This window comes from Marinilabilia salmonicolor JCM 21150, from assembly GCF_000259075.1.
Classification (GTDB): Bacteria; Bacteroidota; Bacteroidia; order Bacteroidales; family Marinilabiliaceae; genus Marinilabilia; species Marinilabilia salmonicolor.
This window is the reverse complement of record NZ_AJKI01000051.1, coordinates 31,764-51,369: the sequence shown is the minus strand read 5'-3', so window position 1 is coordinate 51,369 and position 19,606 is coordinate 31,764. Positions and strand designations below refer to the sequence as shown.

Sequence of the window (19,606 nt, the reverse complement as noted above, 5' to 3'; positions counted from 1 at the left end):
GTACGTATGGTGGTGTGAGAGGCTCTCCGCTAGGTCATTGACCTAGCGGCAGTCTACTCGATTGTACGCTGGCCGTTATTATTTCTTAATCTATTTGTCTCAATTTTATCGGAATGTTTCACGATCCGTGCGTTGGAGCGGGACGGGCTTGAAGGCTCTTTTGGCATTTTTGGATTGAGGGCTAGCCTTGCGGGAATGCCAAATGTGCCTGAGAGCGAAGGGATGGTGTGTGTAAGGCTATTTGATTTTTCCATTTATTCTGTCAACCTTCTGTTTATAAAGTAAAAGTCCCTTTATTTGTTCCTTTGTCTTTCCAGATGAATCCTTAAGTTTATCCATAAATGAATCAGGTAAACGCAAATAATTATTCATTGGAATAAGTCCAGTTACAATAGGATTTCTCGAATAATTTGTTTTGTTATGGCTTATTTTAAATCCATCTTTTGTAACCATTTCAATAATCATATTTGATTTTTCCTTAAAATCTACAGGTGATGAAAAGGTTAAATCATCAACAAAAGATGTGAAAGTAATGTTATATTGCTTTGCAAATAAACTCAAATTGTTACCAGTCTGTACAAAAACTAAATTTGCGATGGTTGATGATGTAGGAGAACCTTGCGGAAGTTTTCCTTTATAAGTTGTCAATTGTGTTAAAACCCTTGAAACTTCTGGAGAAAAATCATTCAAGCGAAACATCTTAAAAACATGATGGTGGCTAATTGAAGGAAAAAAATTACGTAAATCTGTTGTAAACTTGTATTTCTTGCCTTTATGAACATTAGTGTTATCAACATTATCTCGTCCTTTCACTGCACCATAGGCATAATCAGGTAAGCGAACGTTTAAAAGTATATTTTTTTGAATTCGTTTTTGAATGACTTTTAATCTGTTATGGCTCGGATTAATAGTCCTTGACTTTGTTTTTCCGTTTTTACCTTCTTTTGTAATTACACGTTCCGTATAATACTTATCAATATTCTGAATAATACTTTCAATCTCACTGAGATTTACTTTAAGAATAAATGCAAGATGTTTTAAAGTATTAATCATTAACAAGTTCAGTATTTACAAAAAATTCATTAACAAGTGATTTTATTGAAGGTGCAATCATACTAAAAGCTTGTTGTTTTTTCTCTGGAACATCACTATTTTCCATTGATAGAAAAAACAAAACTGGTAATGGGGTTTCTAATTTTTCAGAAATAATTTTCAAAATTGAAAGATTTGGGTCTTTAGCATTATTCTCTATTTGAGAAAGATAAGACTGAGTTATATTACACAATTCAGCAAATTTGTTTTGCTTAAAACCCTTCTGCTTTCTAACATTCTTTATTGTAAGACCTAAATTCATAACCGTCAGTTTTTGAAAAAATTAGGGGTGTCAGATTTAGAATATGTCATCGAAATTGTTTAAGGTGAAAAATATACGGGATAAAAGATTTACGACTTTAACCAAAATGTTAAGGTCAGGCTTTAACCCTTTTTCTGCCTTTTTGAATTTCAATAATGCAATTTTACATTCCTGTAATAGTTGCAATTCATCATCTGAGAAAGAACAACGGTTCTTCGAAACGATAGCATCAATACCTTGTACCAAGCTATCAACGTTTTGGTAAAAATTTAATTTACGCATATGTTATAAAGTTTAATTACAGGGCAATATCGCCCTGCCAATTTTACAATATGCCTGTAACTTAACTCATATGCGTTGTTCAAATTTTCACCCCTAAATATTCCTGCCAAAAGAAACTATTAATAATTATTCTTATATTAAATAGCAGTTATTGAGTTGATAATAATTGGATTGAGTAGTGTTGACCGATTAGCAGACTAACATACATACTACAAAACAACTGTTCTCCCCAATAGAACCTATATAGGTTGTGTAACTAAATACACTTTACTACGTGAGTTACATTACAGCTTTTTACCAAAGCAATTTCAAAGAACTATGATGCAAATATAATAAAATATAACTGACAGTTAAAATATTTATACATTCTTTTTATTAACAATTATTCAACATTTTCAACAATGCTTATTCCATCCTCTTTTAAATCAAATAGTTGATAAGTAATTGAGTTAATTTTTTCATTACAATAATCAATTTTGTTTTCTATCGATTGTCTTTTTGTTTCAAGTTTAACGGAATGTGCTTCCTCATTTAGCTGTAATAATTGGTCTACAAGATTGCATATATTATCATGCAATGCTTTTGATGTATCTTTAATTGCTGGAATTGGTATTGATAAAATAGCTTCTTTCTTTATTTTTGGAAAAGTCTTTTTCTCATCTGAATTTGTTTTCTTCCAAAAGTACTTTGTAACATTTGAATTTATTATCCCTAGTAGAAACTTAAGATTCGCAATGTTATCTTGTTTAAGATAAACGTTATAAATGGTATTTAATGTAAAAATATTTGCTTTAACAAAAGTTGAAATTGGATAAGTTCCGATTTGCCTTATACATATCCTGTCTTGTCGATAAATAGATTCATTACCACCACTTTTGATTGCTTCTGGTAAGTAGTTTACGTATTCACTATGCGTCTTTAAATAATAAGGTTCAATATTTCCGCCATCTATAACAGGTTCATAATTCTTGTTTACTTTTTCTTTGCTCACATAAGTTTTTCTATCAAAAGTTTGAATACCAAAATAAGCACCGCAATATGTAGATAATGGCATTGAATTCTTTACAATTTTTGAAAGTAGTTTATTGTCTATGTCAGACGTAAGTAAATTGAAATCTAACCTATTGTTTTCAAAAAGTGAATTCTGGTGAATATCTGATATTTTTTCAACAACAAATTCAATATCCGATTTTAAAACATCAAAATGGCTATTCTTTTTTGCTTCAGCTTTTTCAAAAATAAATACACAAGTATCAACGCTAGCGGATGAAAAAACCGAATAGTTAAATAGCAAAAACTCTTTTATTAGCGTATTTTCTAAAACGTATTTTCGTAATGGTTCAGAATGAATATTTTTTAAAAAGGTATTTGGAGTAATAAAGCCCAAAAGTCCATTTTGCTTCAATAACTTTATTGAACGTTCTGTGAATAATTGGTAAGTGTCAATTTTATATTTTGCTGAGATATATTTATTTAAAGCATAATCAAAAACTTCTCTTGTTTCAAGGTTTTGTAACATAACATAAGGTGGATTACCAATTATTACATCGAAACCACCATTTATAAAAACATCGGGAAATGCCTTTTGCCAATTGAAAGGTTTTATCTTTTTTTCTTCACCAAAATCGAGTACAGCATCATAAAAATCAGTTTCAACAAGACTATTACCACTTTTTATATTCTCATCAAGTGTTGGCAAAATCCTTTCATGCCAAAGCTTTTGTTGCTGGGCAATACTCGTTTCTGTTTCGCCTTCCATGCATTTGAGCAACAGACTCAATTTGGTTACTTCAACTGCATTAAGGTCAATATCAACGCCGTAAATATTATTAAGCAATATTTTCTTTTTCTCAGCCGATGTTAAATTTCCTTCGGGAGTTGTTGGGCTATCCTTTTTACCTGTTTTGGTTCCGTTCTCTGTATAGTAGTTTTTATGATAGTCCAATAAATACTGATAAGCACCAATTAAAAAACTGCCACTGCCGCAGGCAGGGTCAGCAATTTTAATTTTTTCTATTTGTTTTGGTGTTTTTCCGTCTATCAGTTTACCAATGGTATTTTTTACAATGTAATCAACAACATATTGCGGAGTATAATAAACTCCGCCAGCTTTCCGTACTTCGGGTTTTTCTTCAATTTTGGCGTGATGGGCTGGAGTTATACGAATTACTTTCCCAAGAAATTGTTCGTATGCACTCCCAAGAATTTCTACTGAGATAACCGAAAATTCATAAGGGCTTTCAGGGTAATACATTTCATTGACAATCGTTTTTATAACTTTATTATCAATTAGTAGTTTTTCTGAAATTACATCCTTTGAAAAATCAAATAATCCAGAATTATACTTTTCGTCCGCTTTCTTGAAATTAAAAAATAAGTTCTGATAGGATTCTCCTTTTTGATTTACAGAATTTTTCAGCTGTCCATATTGCTCAACACCTCTGTCTTCGGCAATTCTTAAAAATATTAATCTATCAATTGTAAGTTGTACGGCATAGTTTATTTCGTCTTCGTCAAGTTCTTTATTTCTCAGGCTGATTGTTGTTGCAAGATATGTTCGCCAATTATCCAATGATGAAAGAAATTCTTTATCAACTGTTGCCGTGCCTTTTTTAACAGTATCGCTCTGTATGTACTTGTCAAAACTACCTTTTAAAACATGCTCTTTTGAGAAAGTATCCCACAAATATTCGAACTCTGTCAGATAATCTTTAAAGTTTATGTATTTAATCCGTGCAACTCCTGATTTGTCTGTAGGATTTGGTTTCTTTGTACAATCATATACAGCAAATTCTTCAAAGTCAGTAATTATACTAATTGGAAGCTTTGCACTCCAACCATAACGACGGATTTGATAAGCAACTGTAATATCATCTTTTATTGAAATACTTGGTTTTTTAGCCTCAACAAAAAATAATCTTTTGCCTCCACCTAACCTAAATGAATAATCAGGGGCTTTGGTTGCTTTGCCAACTTTAACCCTGTCTTCGTGAATTACTTCTCTGTATGCTTCTGCATATCCCTGTGAATTATCAACGTCCCAACCTAATGCTTTGAATAAAGGGTCAATAAAATCTCGCCTTGTCAAGGTCTCATTATAATCAGTCTGTTTGTAAGAATCAATTTGTTCTCCAAATCGGGTAACTAATTCCTGTATTTTCTTATATGCTTCTTCTTTTGTAATCATATCAATTTAAAAAGTCTCACAATTTACCACTTTCTTATCAACGAAGCGAGTGCGTTGCCAAAAAAAGCATGTGTTTGGCAGCGAAGGGATGGTTGCAGGGAAGGGCTGCCAAACTCTTGCTTTTGTGGGGTGGCATTTTCCATTTTTTCTCTTTTCAAATCTGCAATCATGTTACTGCTGTGTCGTTTTTTCGGCTTGCGTACAACGTCCCGGCTATATGCGCCTGGGCGTGGCTTTCAACCCGCTGTGACTTTATCAGCTTGAACGCATGGTTTTGGGAAATACAAAACCCTCAATATGCTGTGGATGCCACGGCTGGCGTATAATAGCTTTGTTAGGTGGCGTTATATTTCTTAATAGATTCTGAGTGTTTTATAAGTTCCTTAATTAGCATATCAATTGAATTGCTCGTTTCCTCAGTAATAGGAAAAATTCTTTCCATTTTTGTTTGAAATTCACCTAGTTCGGTTTTAGGGTTAATTAATAAAAGCATTCTTTGTTCTCCCCAGTATCTGTTATGACAACCTTCAATACTGGATATTTTGTTGGAAAACTCTGGAAATCTTGTCAGAATGAGGGTTTTTAGCTTTATTAAGCGCTCTACTTCTTTTTCATATAGTTCATCATATTCGTTTATACTTATATTTTTTTTTGAATGAATTATACTTGAGGTAATAGATACCGCATGTTTTAATAGTCCCAAAAGAGTTATTATCTCTTCTATAGATTGTCTTAAGAATAATTTGTATTCATTTTGAACCTCGAATTTTCTTTTTTCTTGCTGAGAGATTCTATCATTTTTAAATTTTTGAATATCTCGCTTGCCTTGAGTATAGTTGTTTATTAAGGATATTATAATAGGAATTGCAGCTCCCGTTATAAGGAATATTATATTATCAATTATTTCTTTCGTCATAATTCGAGTTTTAATATTGAGCTATGCTTAAGAATATGCTATTTGCTGTATACATATGTGTTTTTGTGATTTCTCCAGCTTTTTTCTTGTATAAAAACGGGGTGCTTTGTTTTATCTCCATTGTAATCCTTGATTATTACTTTTAAGTGTTTTATTTGACTTGCTTTTTCTACGCTATTTATGTTTAAAATGAATGAACAACTTGCTCTCAGTATCCCTCCTGAAGAAAGAATATTGTTTTTTGCTATTTCTTGTTGAATATTGTTCCAATGGTAATATCCAATTTTTCCCATTGGGGTATGTACTATAAGTGTATCAACTTTCTTTTTTTCATGAGGTGAATATTCAGAAATAGTAAACAAATAAAAAGGGTTTGCCACTATTTTTTCCCCTTGAAAATAATATTCAATTTGCACTTCTTTGATGGTAAAAGGTTTATCTGATTTGTTAACAATTTGAAGGTCATAAAATAAAACTGTTACTAATTTTTTGTTTTTGTCGTTTATGTAATAGCAAAATATTGTGTTAGCTGGATTTAAATTTATATTAATATCAGACTTAGTTCTCTTCAATGAAATAAATCTTCGATATATCTCTGCCCCAAACAATAATACTCCAGAAGCAGAAATTACAGCTTTATAAGTTGTGTTGTCGGGGTTCATTACTATTAGAATGCCAAAAACTAAAAGAGTTAAAAAAATGGCGATTTCTATAAATATTAGAATTATGTTTTTATTCATTTGTGTTGTTTTTGTTTTTATGCACTTTTAATGCCACCTAACGTCCCGGCTATATGCGCCTGGGCGTGGCTTTCAGACTAGCTATGGCTTTATCAGCTTGAACGCATGGGAGAGGGGAATACGAAACCCTCAATATGCTGTGGATGCCACGGCTGGCGTATATAGCTTTGTTGGGCACTGACCATTATTTTTTTTTCTTTACTGGGAAAAATTTATTTTTGATAATACCCTTATTTAAAACATACAAAGGATTATAGCTATACATATTACCACAATTACTGCAGTTTAGATTGCTCCAAAATTCAATGGCATTGTATAAGTCCCAATAACTGTCATATGGGTATTTGTTAATATCAATAAAAGTTCTGTGGTAATAGGTTGCTGTCGTATCGCTATATTCCTCTATAATAGATTTATTATCATATTTTTCTATGATTTCACCAGTTGTTAAATTTCGAAATAATCTCCAGTATAGGGCTCCATTACCAAACTTCCTCCTATCTTCAAATTTAATTCCTGTATCAGTTGAATATTTTATGATTGATAAACCATTTGCAAGACCTTTATTATTTAAATTTATTGAAATTGAAAAAATATTTCTTTGCCTTTTATCATTTGATTCAAAGGTGAAATTACCTATTAATTTATTATCAATGAAATTTCCAATAGATTCTGCAAGAACATCTTTGGTTTTCTCATCCGTTTTTTTATACGTTGCTTTCCCAACTAACTTGCCCTGTTCATAGGTAACATTAACAATTTCTATAATTACAGTTCCATCATCATATTTGTTTTTGTCCCTACGTACAATTGTCCATTTACCACTTCGTAAATTGTTATTAAACTGTCCATTTGCAGAAAAAGAGGTGCCAATTTTATACTCAAAATTTCCGTGAAATATTCTTTCAAAATCTTCGTTTTCATAATATTCATATGAAGCCGTTCCATTTTCATAACGACCTGAATATTCTTCCTTGTTTTTTTGGCTATAGCCATTAACATAAAGTATTGTAACTAAAATTAGGAGAACAAGCTTTTTCATAATGTCATTCATTTTCATTTGAGTTTATATGTGATTTTATTTCCTTTATTATTAGGTCAATATGATTGTTTTTCTTGTTGTAATGTAAATAATTAGGATGATAAGTCCGATAAGCTGTTAAACCATTTACCAATTTGAATTTAGCAAGCTCTCGTATCGGAATTTCAGGAGTTACCTGCCATTTTTTCTTGACTTTTATAGTCTTTTCTAAACGAGATTCATAATTTGGACCTGTTAAAAATATAAGATATTTTGGTTTAATAATCTCCAACTCCTCATTAATAACATTGAAATATTTATTCTCTAATTCTCTTATGGATTTAACGGGCTTATTTTTTCTCTTTTGTTTATTGCCGAGTTTATAAATATTATTCCATAAAATTTCAATATGACTAGCCTCAAATTCTGTATTTATCTTAGTTAAAGTTCTCCAGAATGGAGATTTTTTACCATTTTTATTAACTTTTAGACTCATAAAATCATGGTAGAAGTCCATAAATGTATCAACAGTTTTGGCAACGAATTCAGAGGATCTGTTAATTGGAATTATTGAATCATTGACCTTATGCTCCCAACTATTTGTTTCTTGACCAAAAACAATTATTTTACACTTTGAATTATTGTCTTTTTCTTCATTTACTTTTAATAGGAATGGATAAGCAGGATGTTGATTTCGATTAAGAGCACGTCTCTTTTCTCGTAATATTTGCAAAAAACAAGGTTCTCCAGTTGAAAACCTATTCATATATAAGTCTTTCAGACGATTGTTAATGGAATTCATTTAATTAACATTTTTTTATCAGAGATGATGTTTTTGTTCGGTTTGTGCCCAACGTCCCCATAAACACATTGACGTTATACATCCATAGCGACATTGTGTTTATAACTATTATGGCATCGTTTGTATACTATTGGGGGTTGATTGTTTCCGGAAGAAAAGTAGAGGTATTGCATCGCTTTTGGCATTTACTGCTTACAACACCAAAAAGCATTTTGTGAAAGGCGCTGGGACCGGGCTAATTTGGAGTGGTAAGAGTTGGTTTTTTCAAATATATTAAATATTTGGGTTCTTTTTGACTGTTTTTCGAATAATTTTGAATGACTTAGTGATTTCTCTTCTAAGATTTAAAGGAAACAGGATTTCAGTTGACATCCCAAAAGGGATGGTTTTTTAGGTTTTGGTGTGGTGGAATTAGAGAATCAGCAGGTAAAAAGATCAGTAAGATGAGCTTTGGCCTGTTTTGTTTTTTAATATATTTGCAAACAATGTGATAAAAAAACCGGAAAGAGTGAAGATGAATTGGAAAAATACAGGATTATTTCTGCTGTGGCTGGCCGGCCTGGTCATCTTTTTCCATGAAGTTATTCCACATCATCACCATTTTCATTCGGCTTATACTTCAACTCACCTGGATCATCAGGGAGGATGCGGTAACGAACATGAAAGTGATTCGTCTTCTGATTCATCAGAGAACCACTGTCATGCGTTTAATGACATTACAGTCGAGCGCCAGACAGTTGTAAAGATCGCACAGCCACATGTGTCTTCCTTTCCCGGATTTTTTGTTGCCCCCTTTTTATTGACTGATGCTCCGGTAAATGATGAAGGTGTAAGGTATTATTGTAAGCCTGAATCCTCCGATCCGGAAATTTTTATTCTATTCCCGGTATCCCGGCGCGGACCTCCAATGGTTTAATACTTCATTTTAGGGGAAATTGAATTGGTTGTATTTCATGGCATTCTTGATGTCAACGATTTTTTGATTTCCGAACCAACTTTTTTTTACAAATATCTTGTATTTGGTTGTCGGCTTTTTTTTCGCTGAAAGTTGTGATATCAGAAGTTATCAGTCGATGGTGTTTTTGAAGTAATTGCCATTGCCTGTAGCGAATACGAATTACTAACAACAGCACATTTTGAATGTATCTGCGATAAATGAATGGTGCCGCTGGCCAAAAAAGCAAGTATTTCAATTTTATTTTTATGATCAACAAAATAATTGCCTTTTCAATAAAGAACAAGTTTATTGTTGGGCTTTTTATCCTGGCCTGGATAGGATGGGGACTGTATGCGATGCTTCATTTGCCACTCAATACGGTACCCGATTTGACCAACAACCAGGTGAAAGTCACCACTTATGCTCCCGATCTGGCAACGGAGGAGATTGAACGATTAATCACCTATCCGGTGGAGCTGGAGATGGGGAATCTTCCCGGCTTAATTGAGATACGTTCCCGTTCGAAGTTTGGATTGTCCGACATTACCCTGGTATTTGAAGATGAGATGGGGATGTACAAACCGCGTCAATTGGTATCTGAGAAATTGAAGGATATTTCCGGAAAACTACCGGCAGGGGTTGGAGAGCCCTCTATGGGGCCTTTGACAAGTGGTCTGGGAGAGATTTACCAATATGTGATCAGTGCCGAAGAGGGCTATGAAGATCAATATTCAGCCACTGATTTGCGGGAGATTCAGGACTGGATTGTGAAGAAGGAACTGATCAATATTCCCGGTGTGGTGGGTGTCAATACCATGGGAGGCTACCTGAAACAGTATGAAGTATTTGTAAATCCTGATCGTTTGCGTAGTTACGGAGTTACCATTGTGGATATTTTTGAGGCTTTGAAAAAGAACAATGCCAATACGGGTGGCAGTTATATCGAGAAAAACAGGAGAGCCTATTTTATCCGTGGTGAGGGTTTAACTACTTCGCTGGAGGATATCCGTTCAACGGTAATTCAAGTCAATGGAGATACCCCGCTGAGAATTGGGGATTTGGCCGATGTGCAGTTTGGGCATGCGCCCCGTTTTGGTGCTTTTACTTACAATGGCAAAGGCGAAGCCGTGGGAGGTAAAATAATGATGTTGCGTGGAGAAAACCCTGCTGAAGTAATTGCCAATGTAAAGGAACGGTTGCCCCGTGTTAAGGAGGCCTTGCCTGAAGGCGTTCAGATTGAGCCATTTCTCGATCGCTCCACCCTCATCGAAAAAACAACTGCTACGGTGGTCGAGAATCTGGTGCTGGGTGCTTTGATTGTTATTTTTGTATTGGTTTTCCTGATGGGAAACCTGCGTTCCGGACTTATTACAGCTTCAGTCATTCCCTTGTCCTTACTTTTTGCTTTGGGGGTAATGTACTCTTTCAATTTGTCGGCGAACCTGATCAGTTTGGGCGCGGTTGATTTTGGTATTATAATCGACGGAGCTGTAATCATTGTGGAATTTGTGGTTTTTCAGATCAGTAAGCGGATGCAGCATTTGCAGCAGTTGAACGGAATCGAATTGAAGCAAAAAGTCAATGAGATTACCGGATGGGCATCAGGTCGAATGATGCGAACCGCCATATTTGGACAGTTGATTATTCTGATTGTTTTCGTTCCTATCCTGACGCTCACCGGGCAGGAAGGGAAGATGTTCCGGCCCATGGCTATTACTTTCGGAACGGCCCTTATTGGTGCCATGGTATTGTGTCTGACTTATGTGCCTATGATGGCTGCATGGGTTTTGAGACCCGAAAAGAGCAATAAACCCGGACTAGCTGATAAAATAATCGGCAGTATTCGTCGTGGTTACCAAAAATTGTTGGGAATGGCTTTGCGATTCAGATATGCGGTCACTGCCGGTATTGTGGCTCTTTTTGTGGTTGCAGTATTGCTCTTTAGCAGTTTGGGAGCTGTCTTTATCCCCCAGCTTGATGAGGGGGATTTTGCCATCCATCCTTTGTTGCAACCCGGCACTTCGCTTTCCGAAACGGTGGGGATCAATACCAAACTGGAGAAAGTACTGATGGAGAATTTTCCAGATGAGGTGGAACAGGTGGCCACCAAGATTGGAACCGGAGAAATTCCCACGGATCCTATGTCGCTGGAAATGGCCAAAATGATTATTAACCTGTCGCCCAAAGATCAGTGGGTAAGAGCTGAAACCAAAGATGAACTGGAAGCACTGATGAAGAGAGAAATGTCTTCTCAGGTGCCGGGCGTTAGTTTCTTTTTTGCCCAACCCGTCGAGATGTTGTTCAATCACCTGCTGACAGGCTCCTCTGCCGATGTGCTGTTAAATATCTATGGGGAAGATCTGGATACTTTGTTTCATTATGGTAATGTGGCCCGTGCAATAATTGAGGATATTCCGGGTGCCGGAGATCTCAATGTGCAGAAAGTAATTGGCCTGCCGCAGATGGTGGTACGCTACGACCGCGATCAACTGGCGCGTTACGGATTGGATATTGAAACGGTCAACCGGACTATCCAGTCTGCTTATTCCGGAGCCAAAGCCGGTATTGTTTACGAGGGAGAGCGTCAATTTTCGCAGGTGGTGCGATTGGCAGATGATTATCGCAACAACCCGGATGCCATCGGGGATTTGTATCTGAAAAGGCCCAATGGAGAGCAGGTGCGTTTGAGCGAAGTGGCTGATATCAGGATGCAGGCAGGTCCCGCTGCCATCTCACGTGAAGGAGTAAAGCGAAAACTGGAGGTGGATATCAATATAGATGGCCGGGATACGGAGTCTTTTGTGGAGGAGGTGCAGCAGGAACTGGATAGGCGTTTAAACCTGCCTAAGGGATACAATGTTTCGTATGCCGGCGACTTTAAGAGTTTGCAAAGTGCCAAACAACGACTTTCCTGGGTGGTACCCCTGGTGTTGGCATTTATCTTCGTACTGCTCTATTTTACTTTTGGATCTTCCCGTCAGGCACTGTTGGTCTTTTCGGCAGTCCCGCTGGCAGCTATTGGGGGAGTTTTTTCTTTATGGCTTCGTGGAATGCCTTTCAGTATTTCTGCCGGGGTGGGTTTTATAGCCTTGTTTGGAATTGCAGTGCTCAATGGAGTGGTGCTGATGAGTTTCTTCAATGAACTGAAGGAGGAAGGAATGAGGAATCCTTTCCGGCGGGTCTATCATGGTACTGACATGCGCCTGCGACCGGTAATTCTGACGGCGTTGACTGATGCGCTCGGTTTTCTGCCAATGGCCATATCCACCTCTTCGGGTGCAGAAGTGCAAAGGCCGCTGGCCACAGTGGTAGTGGGTGGCTTGATTACAGCTACCTTGCTGACTTTGTTCCTTTTGCCCGTGATTTACACTTTTAAAGGACAAAAAATACGGGTGCCTTCCTTGTCGGTGATCTCCGGCAATAAAAATTCTACAAATCGTGGCAGAATGAAACGTACTTTTTCTTTTTTACTGATTGCCCTGCTGTCGCTTCCCGTTTTGGGGCAGCAAAACACTGCGTTGTCTTTGAATCAGGCGATACAGATGGCACTGGAAAATCATCCGGTTGTTCGCTCGGGACAATTGACGATTGAACAAAGCAGGGCAGAGAAATCTGCAGCTTTTGATTTACCAGACACCAGACTGGCCTTCGAAAACGAAAATGAGGGGAGTGGACGTAAAACCTGGTCGGTGGAGCAGGAATTCAGCAATCCACTGGAGTATGCGGCCCGTGCGAAACTGGCAGATAGAAGAACCGACAGGACACGGACAGCATTGTTGCAATCGCAGGCCGCATTGACCCGTGAGGTAAAAATGGCCTATAATGAAGTGCTTTTTGCCCGACAAAAACTCTCTTTGATGCAGCAACTCCGGGAGCAATTTTCAGATCTGAGTAAAGCCGGAGAATTAAAGTATCAAACCGGAGATATTTCTTATCTGGAAAGAGTGTCTGCAAGTTCGAAATTCAAGGAGATCGTTCAGCAAATGGAAAAGGCCCGGATAGCCTATCAAAACAGTCTGAATCGGTTGCAGGAAGTCGTCTTTTCAGAGGAACCGGTAATGGTTCGGGATTCAGTCTTGACGGAGTTTGATTTCGCCCTTGAATCAATCGATACAATTTCCTTCCGTCAACATCCGGGGTTGAATGTTTCTCAGGGGGATGTGGAAGTCGCCAAAGCCCAAAGTAAGATGTTGCGATCAGGTTCCTGGCCCAACCCTTTTGTGCGTTTCAGTAAAACAGATGTGAATGGAGGGGATGGGTTTAATGCTTTTGAGGTAGGAGTCAAATTTCCCATCGACATTTGGGGCGAGAGCGGCAAAAATAAGAGTGCACGCCTTGAAGCTGAAATTGTTAATGAGCAACATCGTGCTTATGAGCGATCTGTGGAGACAGGTTTTCTGAACCAGTGCAATGACCTGAAGAATCTGCGTAAGCAACTTCAGTTTTTCCGGGAGAGTCGCCTCAAAGAGGCCGGTCTGATCGATAAAAATGCCCGGCTTCAGTACGAGGCAGGAAATATTGATTACCTGCAATATGTGCAGTACTTCGATCAGGCAACAAATATAAGACTGGAATACTTTGCAGTACTGCGAGATTACAACAACACCGTTGCCCGACTGGAGTATATGATCGGTGAATAGAGATTTTTAAGCGGAATGATATAAATAAGAAATACAGAATCATGAAGATACAGATATCAAATAAAACTGTTTTGCTTTTGATGGCAGGAGTTATGTTGCTTTTTCCTGCCTGCGGAGGATCGGCAGATGCTGATCATGACGGCCATAGTGCAGATGCACATGCCGGGGAGGAACACGATGCACATGAAGGTCATAACCATGAGGCTGGCAGTGTAGAGGCTGTTAAGGAAGAACTGGCAGAAAGCCAGGTGTTGGTTACTCCTCAGCAAATGAGAAGTGTGAATATTGAAACGGGGCAGCCTTCACTGGAAAAACTTTCCGATGTAATAAAGACTTTTGGAAATATAGCGCTGCCACCGGCTTCTGAGGCTTCGGTAAGTTCGTTTATCGGAGGAGTAGTGACGAATATCCGTGTAATTGAGGGAGATCAGGTGCAAAAGGGGCAAGTGCTGGCTTACATTGAGCATCCGGATGTGGTGGCGCTTCAGCAGGATTATCTGAAAGCTAAAAATCAGGACAAGTACCTGGAGCAGGAATACAATCGACAGAGTCGCTTGCTGCGGGACAGTGTCAATGCAGCCAGAACTTTTCAACGCATTGAGGCGGAGTATAACAATAACCTTGCGCAGCTGCAAAGCCTGAAGAAGAAACTCGAAATGATCAATATTTCTGCTGATGGAGTAAGCCCTGAGAATATGAGTAGTCGTTATCCTTTGCCGGCGCCTGTTTCAGGATATGTGAATGCTGTTATGGCAAACAGGGGAGTATTTGTCCCGGCCGAAAAAGAGGTTTTTCATGTGGCTGATTACCGTCAGGTACATCTCGACCTGAAAGTTTATGAAAAAGACCTTCCCCTCATAGATGAAGGGCAGCAGTTGACCTTCAGACCGGCCAATAATTCAGGAGCCGGTGTTATGAGAGGATCTGTGTTGAAAAAATCGAAACGATTCGATCCGGAATCACGGACTGCTTTGGTTCATGCTGAGATTACCGACCGGAATGATGACTTGCTGCCGGGAATGGCTGTGGTGGCTTATATTCAGAATGGGAATGAAGCCGTATGGGCTTTGCCCGAAGAGGCCATTGTGGCAGCTGAGGGAAAACATTTTGTCTTTAGGGTGGTGGAAGAGATACATGAAGCTGAACATTTTCAGGAGACACATGAAGCATCTGAACCCCATAAAGGACACGAGCATGCCGAAGACAACGGTCAAAAACATTCCGAAGAGCATGATCATGGAGAAGAACATAATGCTGAATATGTAGTTTTTGAACGTATAGAAGTGGTAACCGGAGTGTCTGAAGCCGGAATGACTGAGGTTAAACTGGAGGATGAGCATCTGCAAAAAGCAGAATTTGCTGTCAGTAATGCGGAAGCCTTAATGTCGGAGATGAAGAAGGCGGGGGCCGGAGGGCATGAGGGGCATAATCACTAAGGGCACTGCGCATGGAGCATGGGGCAAGGAGCATGGGGCAAGGAGCATGGGGCAAGGAGTACTGAGTGTCTTCTCCCTGAAAAAGTGAGTAGGTTGGTAGAGAATAAACGACAAGAGTGATGATGAACCCTCGGCAGGGGTGACAGAAAAATGTATTTGCAGGTGTCACCCCATCCGGGGCTGTCCCATTTTACCAGCAAAAATGGATGATTTTGGCATTTTCCGATGGGAAAAAATGCTGAAATGTATGTACTTCTCAATCTGTCTATTCCAGCCCCGGCGGGGCGACAGTTTGGTAGAAATGGTTTTGCAATGTACGGAAAAGCCCCGGTAGGGGTGATACCTTAATGAAAAAGCTGAAAGAAACTAAGCAAGGCTCAAATTCTCCATTCTCCATGCTCTGTGCCCTCTGCTCTTTGCTTATTTTACTTCAAAATCAAAAAATGCTTCGTTCTCAATAAATCCCTGAAGTCGGTCGCCAATTTTCACAGGGCTAACGCCGGCAGGGGTTCCGGTATAAAGGTAATCACCGATTTTGAGGGTAAAATATTTGGAGACATGCGCAATCAGCTGGTCAATGCTAAAAATCATATCAGCCGTATTGCCTTTTTGGCGGGTTTCGTGATTGATGTCCAACCTGAAATTTAGGTTGTTCAAATCCGGAAACTGGTCTTTATTTACAAACTTTGAAATCACTGCCGAATGATCAAAGGCTTTGCTCTTTTCCCAGGGCAGGCCTTTTTTCTTTAGCTGATCCTGCAAATCACGGGCTGTGAAATCAATGCCCAGACTGATCTCTTCATAATACCGGTGGGCAAATCTCTCCTCAATGTTCTTTCCCAGCTTGTTGATGCGAACCACAATCTCCACCTCATGATGAAAATCGTTGGCGAAATCGGGCAGAAAAAACGGGTCGTTGTTGCGCAACAACGCCGTGTCAGGCTTGGAGAAAATAACCGGTTCTGCGGGAACCGGGTTGTTTAGTTCGGTTGCGTGATCTACGTAATTACGGCCTATGCAGAGTATTTTCATTTTTCACCCCTTTCCAAATGCATTTCTCAACTTAATATTTGTCAGCACCTTTTTTGTAAATAATGGGAAATCACCATTCATCATCCAGCCGTAATAGCCGGGATCTGTGTCCAGTACTTCGGTGACGGGCTTGCCTTTGTATTTTCCAAAATTAAATACTTCGACACCTTTGTCATTGAAGATGATGCGTCCGGCAAAATCGGCATTTCGGTTGTGTGCAGAGAATTTGGAGAGCCACTCCATGTCGTTTTTCAGGTCGGAATAGCGATCCAGCTGGGCTTTCAGCACCTCGTAGGTGGCCCGGGTATCGGCTTCTGCACTGTGGGCATCGTCCAGGTTTTTATCGCAGTAAAATTTGTAGGCAGCTTCAAGGGTACGTTTCTCCATTTTGTGGAAAATGGTCTGGACGTCAATGAATTTGCGCTTGGTCATATCGAAATCCACTTCTGCACGAATGAATTCCTCAGCCAGTAACGGGATGTCAAACTTGTTGGAGTTGAAGCCGGCTATATCGCAGCCTTCCATAAAAGTGGCCAACTGGCGACCCACTTCTTTGAAGGTGGGTTCATCCTTCACATCCTCATCATAAATGCCATGAATCTCCGATGTTTTTTGGGGAATCGGTACTTCGGGATTGATGCGCATGGTTTTCACCTCTTCGTTACCGTCAGTATCTATTTTAAGGACAGAAATTTCTACTATGCGGTCGTTGGCAATGTTAATGCCGGTGGTTTCCAGATCGAAGAAAACGATTGGATTTTTTAAATTTAATTGCATGTGTTGATACCTTATTTCTTTATTAATCGAAAATGATAAGAAACAAAAATAGTTATTCAGGAGGTGACTACCTAAAAAATAATGAAACGAACATGGAGCGTTGATTTCTAAAATCAACCACAAAAGGGCATGCATAAGGAAATCGCGAGATCCATCCGACCTTAAAAAGTAAATTTTATACTGATGAAACGAGCATGCTAAGGGATGCCACAAAGGACAATGTATAAATTCCCATAGGCGAGTTCCATCAGACCAATAACTTAGATAAATTTTATACTGATGAAACAGGTTTGCTCATCAACTTAATCCAGTTTAATTCCTGCTCCGTATTTCTTTATAAAACGGGGCCACACCTCTTCGTTAAACCATTTGAAAGTGGGCGCTATGCGCTGGATCTTTTGATAAATAATACGTGCTTCCTGTATATGCTCCGTCGATTGGTAGGAATATCCGAGGGTAACCAGGGTATTGAGGTAGAACCAGTGTCCCTGATGATACCTTTCGCCCGATTCCATGAGTTCTATTGCATGTTTGTAATGGTGCAGGGCTATCTCTTTATCTCCCCCCAGCATTGTGGGCATATAGTACATCTGGTTGCCTTTCTCTATCAGATAATGAATGTTGGTACTGTCGATAGAGGCTGCTGTTTTTAGAGTGGAGACACTTCTGGGGCCCAGAATAAGGGCTTTGTAACGTGCCAGAGCCATCTCAAATCCGTAAAAACCGCTTTTGAGCGCATGGGGCGCAGCGTTGGATGGCTCCATTTCAATTAGCTCATCCAGGTATTCCCATCCGGTTTCGAGGTATTGTTCGGCTTCATCTTCCTTGTCATTGCCCAGGCAATAGCCAATGTAGCCATACCAGGCCAGCACCACTTCAAACAGCTGGTGGTAATTTCCTGGTTCTTTTTGTGCTGCCATGTTTTCCATTTCTATCTTCCACGGCTCCATATTGGTGGTGGTATAACACTCAAAAAAGAGCTCATCGTGGCTTTGTCCCTGAGTCGTTTGACTCAGTTGGCCTGAAAAAATAATAATCAGTAACACTAACTTATACATAAAACTGGTAAAGTGTAAACCGGCTGAAGGCCTGAAAACAATAGTCCAGGGCAACGCCCCGGGGCTTAGGGTATCCTCCACGCCCCCTCTCTTTATTACAATTTTCCTGGGGTTTTGCCCCAGACTGTTGCTTAAAGACCGTTGGCCTTTTAAAAACTTAACAATATTGTGTATTCCTTTAAAAGCAAAAAGCCTCGCTTTTTGGAGGACTGCTATATACTTCGTCCTTTCCATGTGGTTTTCTTTAAAATCAATTGTTTGGTGGCAGTATAAAAAAGATGAATCAGCGCTGCTTGTTGCAAAGGCATCAGCAAAAGATTCTTAATGGCGGATTGACCACTGACCTGGCTTACAAAAATACGCATGGAAATTAATAACAGGAAGTAAAACAAAATCCATGTGGTGGACAGGGTCACTACTACCGGCAACCATCCCAGCGATGAAAAAAATGTATACAACCATCCTGCCACAATGCTGCCTCCAAAAAAGAACCGGGCACTTCGGGCAAGGCCCATCAATGCCTCCCGGTAATTGTGATACATCCGGCATTTAACCCCTTCCGGACCGGGAACCGTTCTGACTTTCAATTTTTTCTTCTTGATGTACTGTGCAATGGCAATATCTTCCACAGCCCGGGCTTTCATGATTTTATGAAATTGATATTTCCGGTAGGCGTCGCCATCGAAAAGCATAAACTGACCATTGGCGGCTGTCATAAGGGACCATGGGATAAAACTGGACACACTTAGTGGCAGAAGCGAAAGGAGTATGATGTTTACCTGGGCAACCAACAGCCATTCTCCCTGTGTCTTCATCTCCTGACGGGGGAAAAAGGAGAAAAGGGTTAACTGATCACTCCTGAGACTGGAAAAAGCAAGGTCTATGGCTTCCTGACTCACCGTTACATCAGCATCTAAAAACAACAAATAACGACCGCCGGCTTTTTTTGCCAGGTGATAACAGGCGTGGTTTTTTCCTTTCCATCCGGGGGGCACTTCCATCCCTTCTATTAATCTGATTCTCGGATCGTGTTGTGACCATTTCTTTATAACGGCTGCGGTGTCATCCTCCGATTGATCATTATAGACGATGATTTCTCCCACGGAGCTGTCACATTGAGTAAGCCCCTTTAAAAGTGTAGGAAGATTTTTGGCTTCATTTCTTGCAGGTATTAAAATGGAAATCTCATTTGTCTTCTTCTGGAAAGGTATGAAGCGTGGGATTCCGGTCAGGAGATTCAGTAAGGCAGTCATCCACCTGATGGAGATGATTGTCAGAGCAATGAAGGCAGTTGTGGTGAGAAAATCCATTCTTGTTTGGGGTGTTTTTTGTGTTGTTTTACCCGTATAATATTTATTTTTTTTATATGTCGGATGGGGGTTATATTCAGATATTTGTGGGTGTTCTTGTTGTGGTAATCGTTG

At 39.0% G+C, this 19,606-nt stretch carries 14 protein-coding genes; 3 read left to right on the top strand and 11 right to left on the bottom strand.

Annotated elements, in window-relative coordinates:
- Positions 1 to 237: 237 nt before the first annotated feature.
- The 7 genes from W7W_RS0119240 to W7W_RS0119200 form a co-directional block, all read right to left on the bottom strand.
- Entirely contained in the window at positions 238 to 1,053 is an 816-nt protein-coding gene (locus W7W_RS0119240; RefSeq protein WP_010665274.1) for a reverse transcriptase family protein, read from the bottom strand.
- Positions 1,046 to 1,354 carry a helix-turn-helix domain-containing protein gene (locus tag W7W_RS23005; protein WP_010665273.1) on the bottom strand — a complete coding sequence of 103 codons (309 nt, stop codon included), beginning with the start codon at positions 1,352 to 1,354 and terminating at the stop codon, positions 1,046 to 1,048. The genes W7W_RS0119240 and W7W_RS23005 overlap by 8 nt, the downstream gene beginning before the upstream one ends.
- Positions 1,355 to 2,018: 664 nt before the next feature.
- A complete protein-coding gene (locus tag W7W_RS0119225; protein ID WP_010665271.1) occupies positions 2,019 to 4,823 on the bottom strand; it encodes an Eco57I restriction-modification methylase domain-containing protein in 2,805 nt (934 codons plus the stop codon).
- 334 nt (positions 4,824 to 5,157) lie between these two features.
- Positions 5,158 to 5,739, bottom strand: coding sequence for a hypothetical protein (locus tag W7W_RS0119215; RefSeq protein WP_010665269.1), 582 nt, complete (start codon positions 5,737 to 5,739; stop codon positions 5,158 to 5,160).
- Positions 5,740 to 5,777: 38 nt separating this feature from the next.
- On the bottom strand, positions 5,778 to 6,479 hold the full coding sequence (locus tag W7W_RS0119210) for a hypothetical protein (protein WP_010665268.1): 702 nt from the start codon (positions 6,477 to 6,479) through the stop codon (positions 5,778 to 5,780).
- 184 nt (positions 6,480 to 6,663) lie between these two features.
- Positions 6,664 to 7,521: a hypothetical protein gene (locus W7W_RS0119205; protein WP_148660976.1), complete on the bottom strand. Its 858-nt coding sequence runs from the start codon at positions 7,519 to 7,521 to the stop codon at positions 6,664 to 6,666.
- A 4-nt stretch (positions 7,522 to 7,525) separates the two neighbouring features.
- Positions 7,526 to 8,302: a uracil-DNA glycosylase family protein gene (locus W7W_RS0119200; RefSeq protein WP_010665266.1), complete on the bottom strand. Its 777-nt coding sequence runs from the start codon at positions 8,300 to 8,302 to the stop codon at positions 7,526 to 7,528.
- Between the two features lie 514 nt (positions 8,303 to 8,816).
- Here W7W_RS0119200 and W7W_RS23750 point away from each other — a divergent pair.
- From W7W_RS23750 to W7W_RS0119180, 3 genes are all read left to right on the top strand, one after another.
- The gene (locus W7W_RS23750; protein WP_010665265.1) at positions 8,817 to 9,218 is read left to right on the top strand and encodes a hypothetical protein; all 402 of its coding nucleotides are present in this window, start codon (positions 8,817 to 8,819) and stop codon (positions 9,216 to 9,218) included.
- A gap of 287 nt (positions 9,219 to 9,505) precedes the next feature.
- Positions 9,506 to 13,879, top strand: a complete 4,374-nt coding sequence (locus W7W_RS0119185; protein WP_029510676.1) for a CusA/CzcA family heavy metal efflux RND transporter — start codon at positions 9,506 to 9,508, stop codon at positions 13,877 to 13,879.
- A 41-nt stretch (positions 13,880 to 13,920) separates the two neighbouring features.
- Entirely contained in the window at positions 13,921 to 15,315 is a 1,395-nt protein-coding gene (locus tag W7W_RS0119180) for an efflux RND transporter periplasmic adaptor subunit (RefSeq protein WP_010665263.1), read from the top strand.
- Between the two features lie 420 nt (positions 15,316 to 15,735).
- On the opposite strand, the gene W7W_RS0119170 is transcribed toward W7W_RS0119180, so the two are convergent.
- The 4 genes from W7W_RS0119170 to W7W_RS0119155 form a co-directional block, all read right to left on the bottom strand.
- Positions 15,736 to 16,347: a fumarylacetoacetate hydrolase family protein gene (locus tag W7W_RS0119170; RefSeq protein WP_010665262.1), complete on the bottom strand. Its 612-nt coding sequence runs from the start codon at positions 16,345 to 16,347 to the stop codon at positions 15,736 to 15,738.
- A 3-nt stretch (positions 16,348 to 16,350) separates the two neighbouring features.
- Entirely contained in the window at positions 16,351 to 17,124 is a 774-nt protein-coding gene (locus W7W_RS0119165; RefSeq protein ID WP_010665261.1) for a 3'-5' exonuclease, read from the bottom strand.
- A 302-nt stretch (positions 17,125 to 17,426) separates the two neighbouring features.
- Positions 17,427 to 18,416 (bottom strand): tetratricopeptide repeat protein, encoded by a 990-nt coding sequence (locus W7W_RS22530; RefSeq protein WP_010665260.1) that lies wholly within the window; start codon positions 18,414 to 18,416, stop codon positions 17,427 to 17,429.
- Positions 18,395 to 19,492: a glycosyltransferase gene (locus W7W_RS0119155; protein ID WP_010665259.1), complete on the bottom strand. Its 1,098-nt coding sequence runs from the start codon at positions 19,490 to 19,492 to the stop codon at positions 18,395 to 18,397. Before W7W_RS0119155 ends, W7W_RS22530 begins: the two co-directional genes overlap by 22 nt.
- Positions 19,493 to 19,606 lie beyond the last annotated feature (114 nt).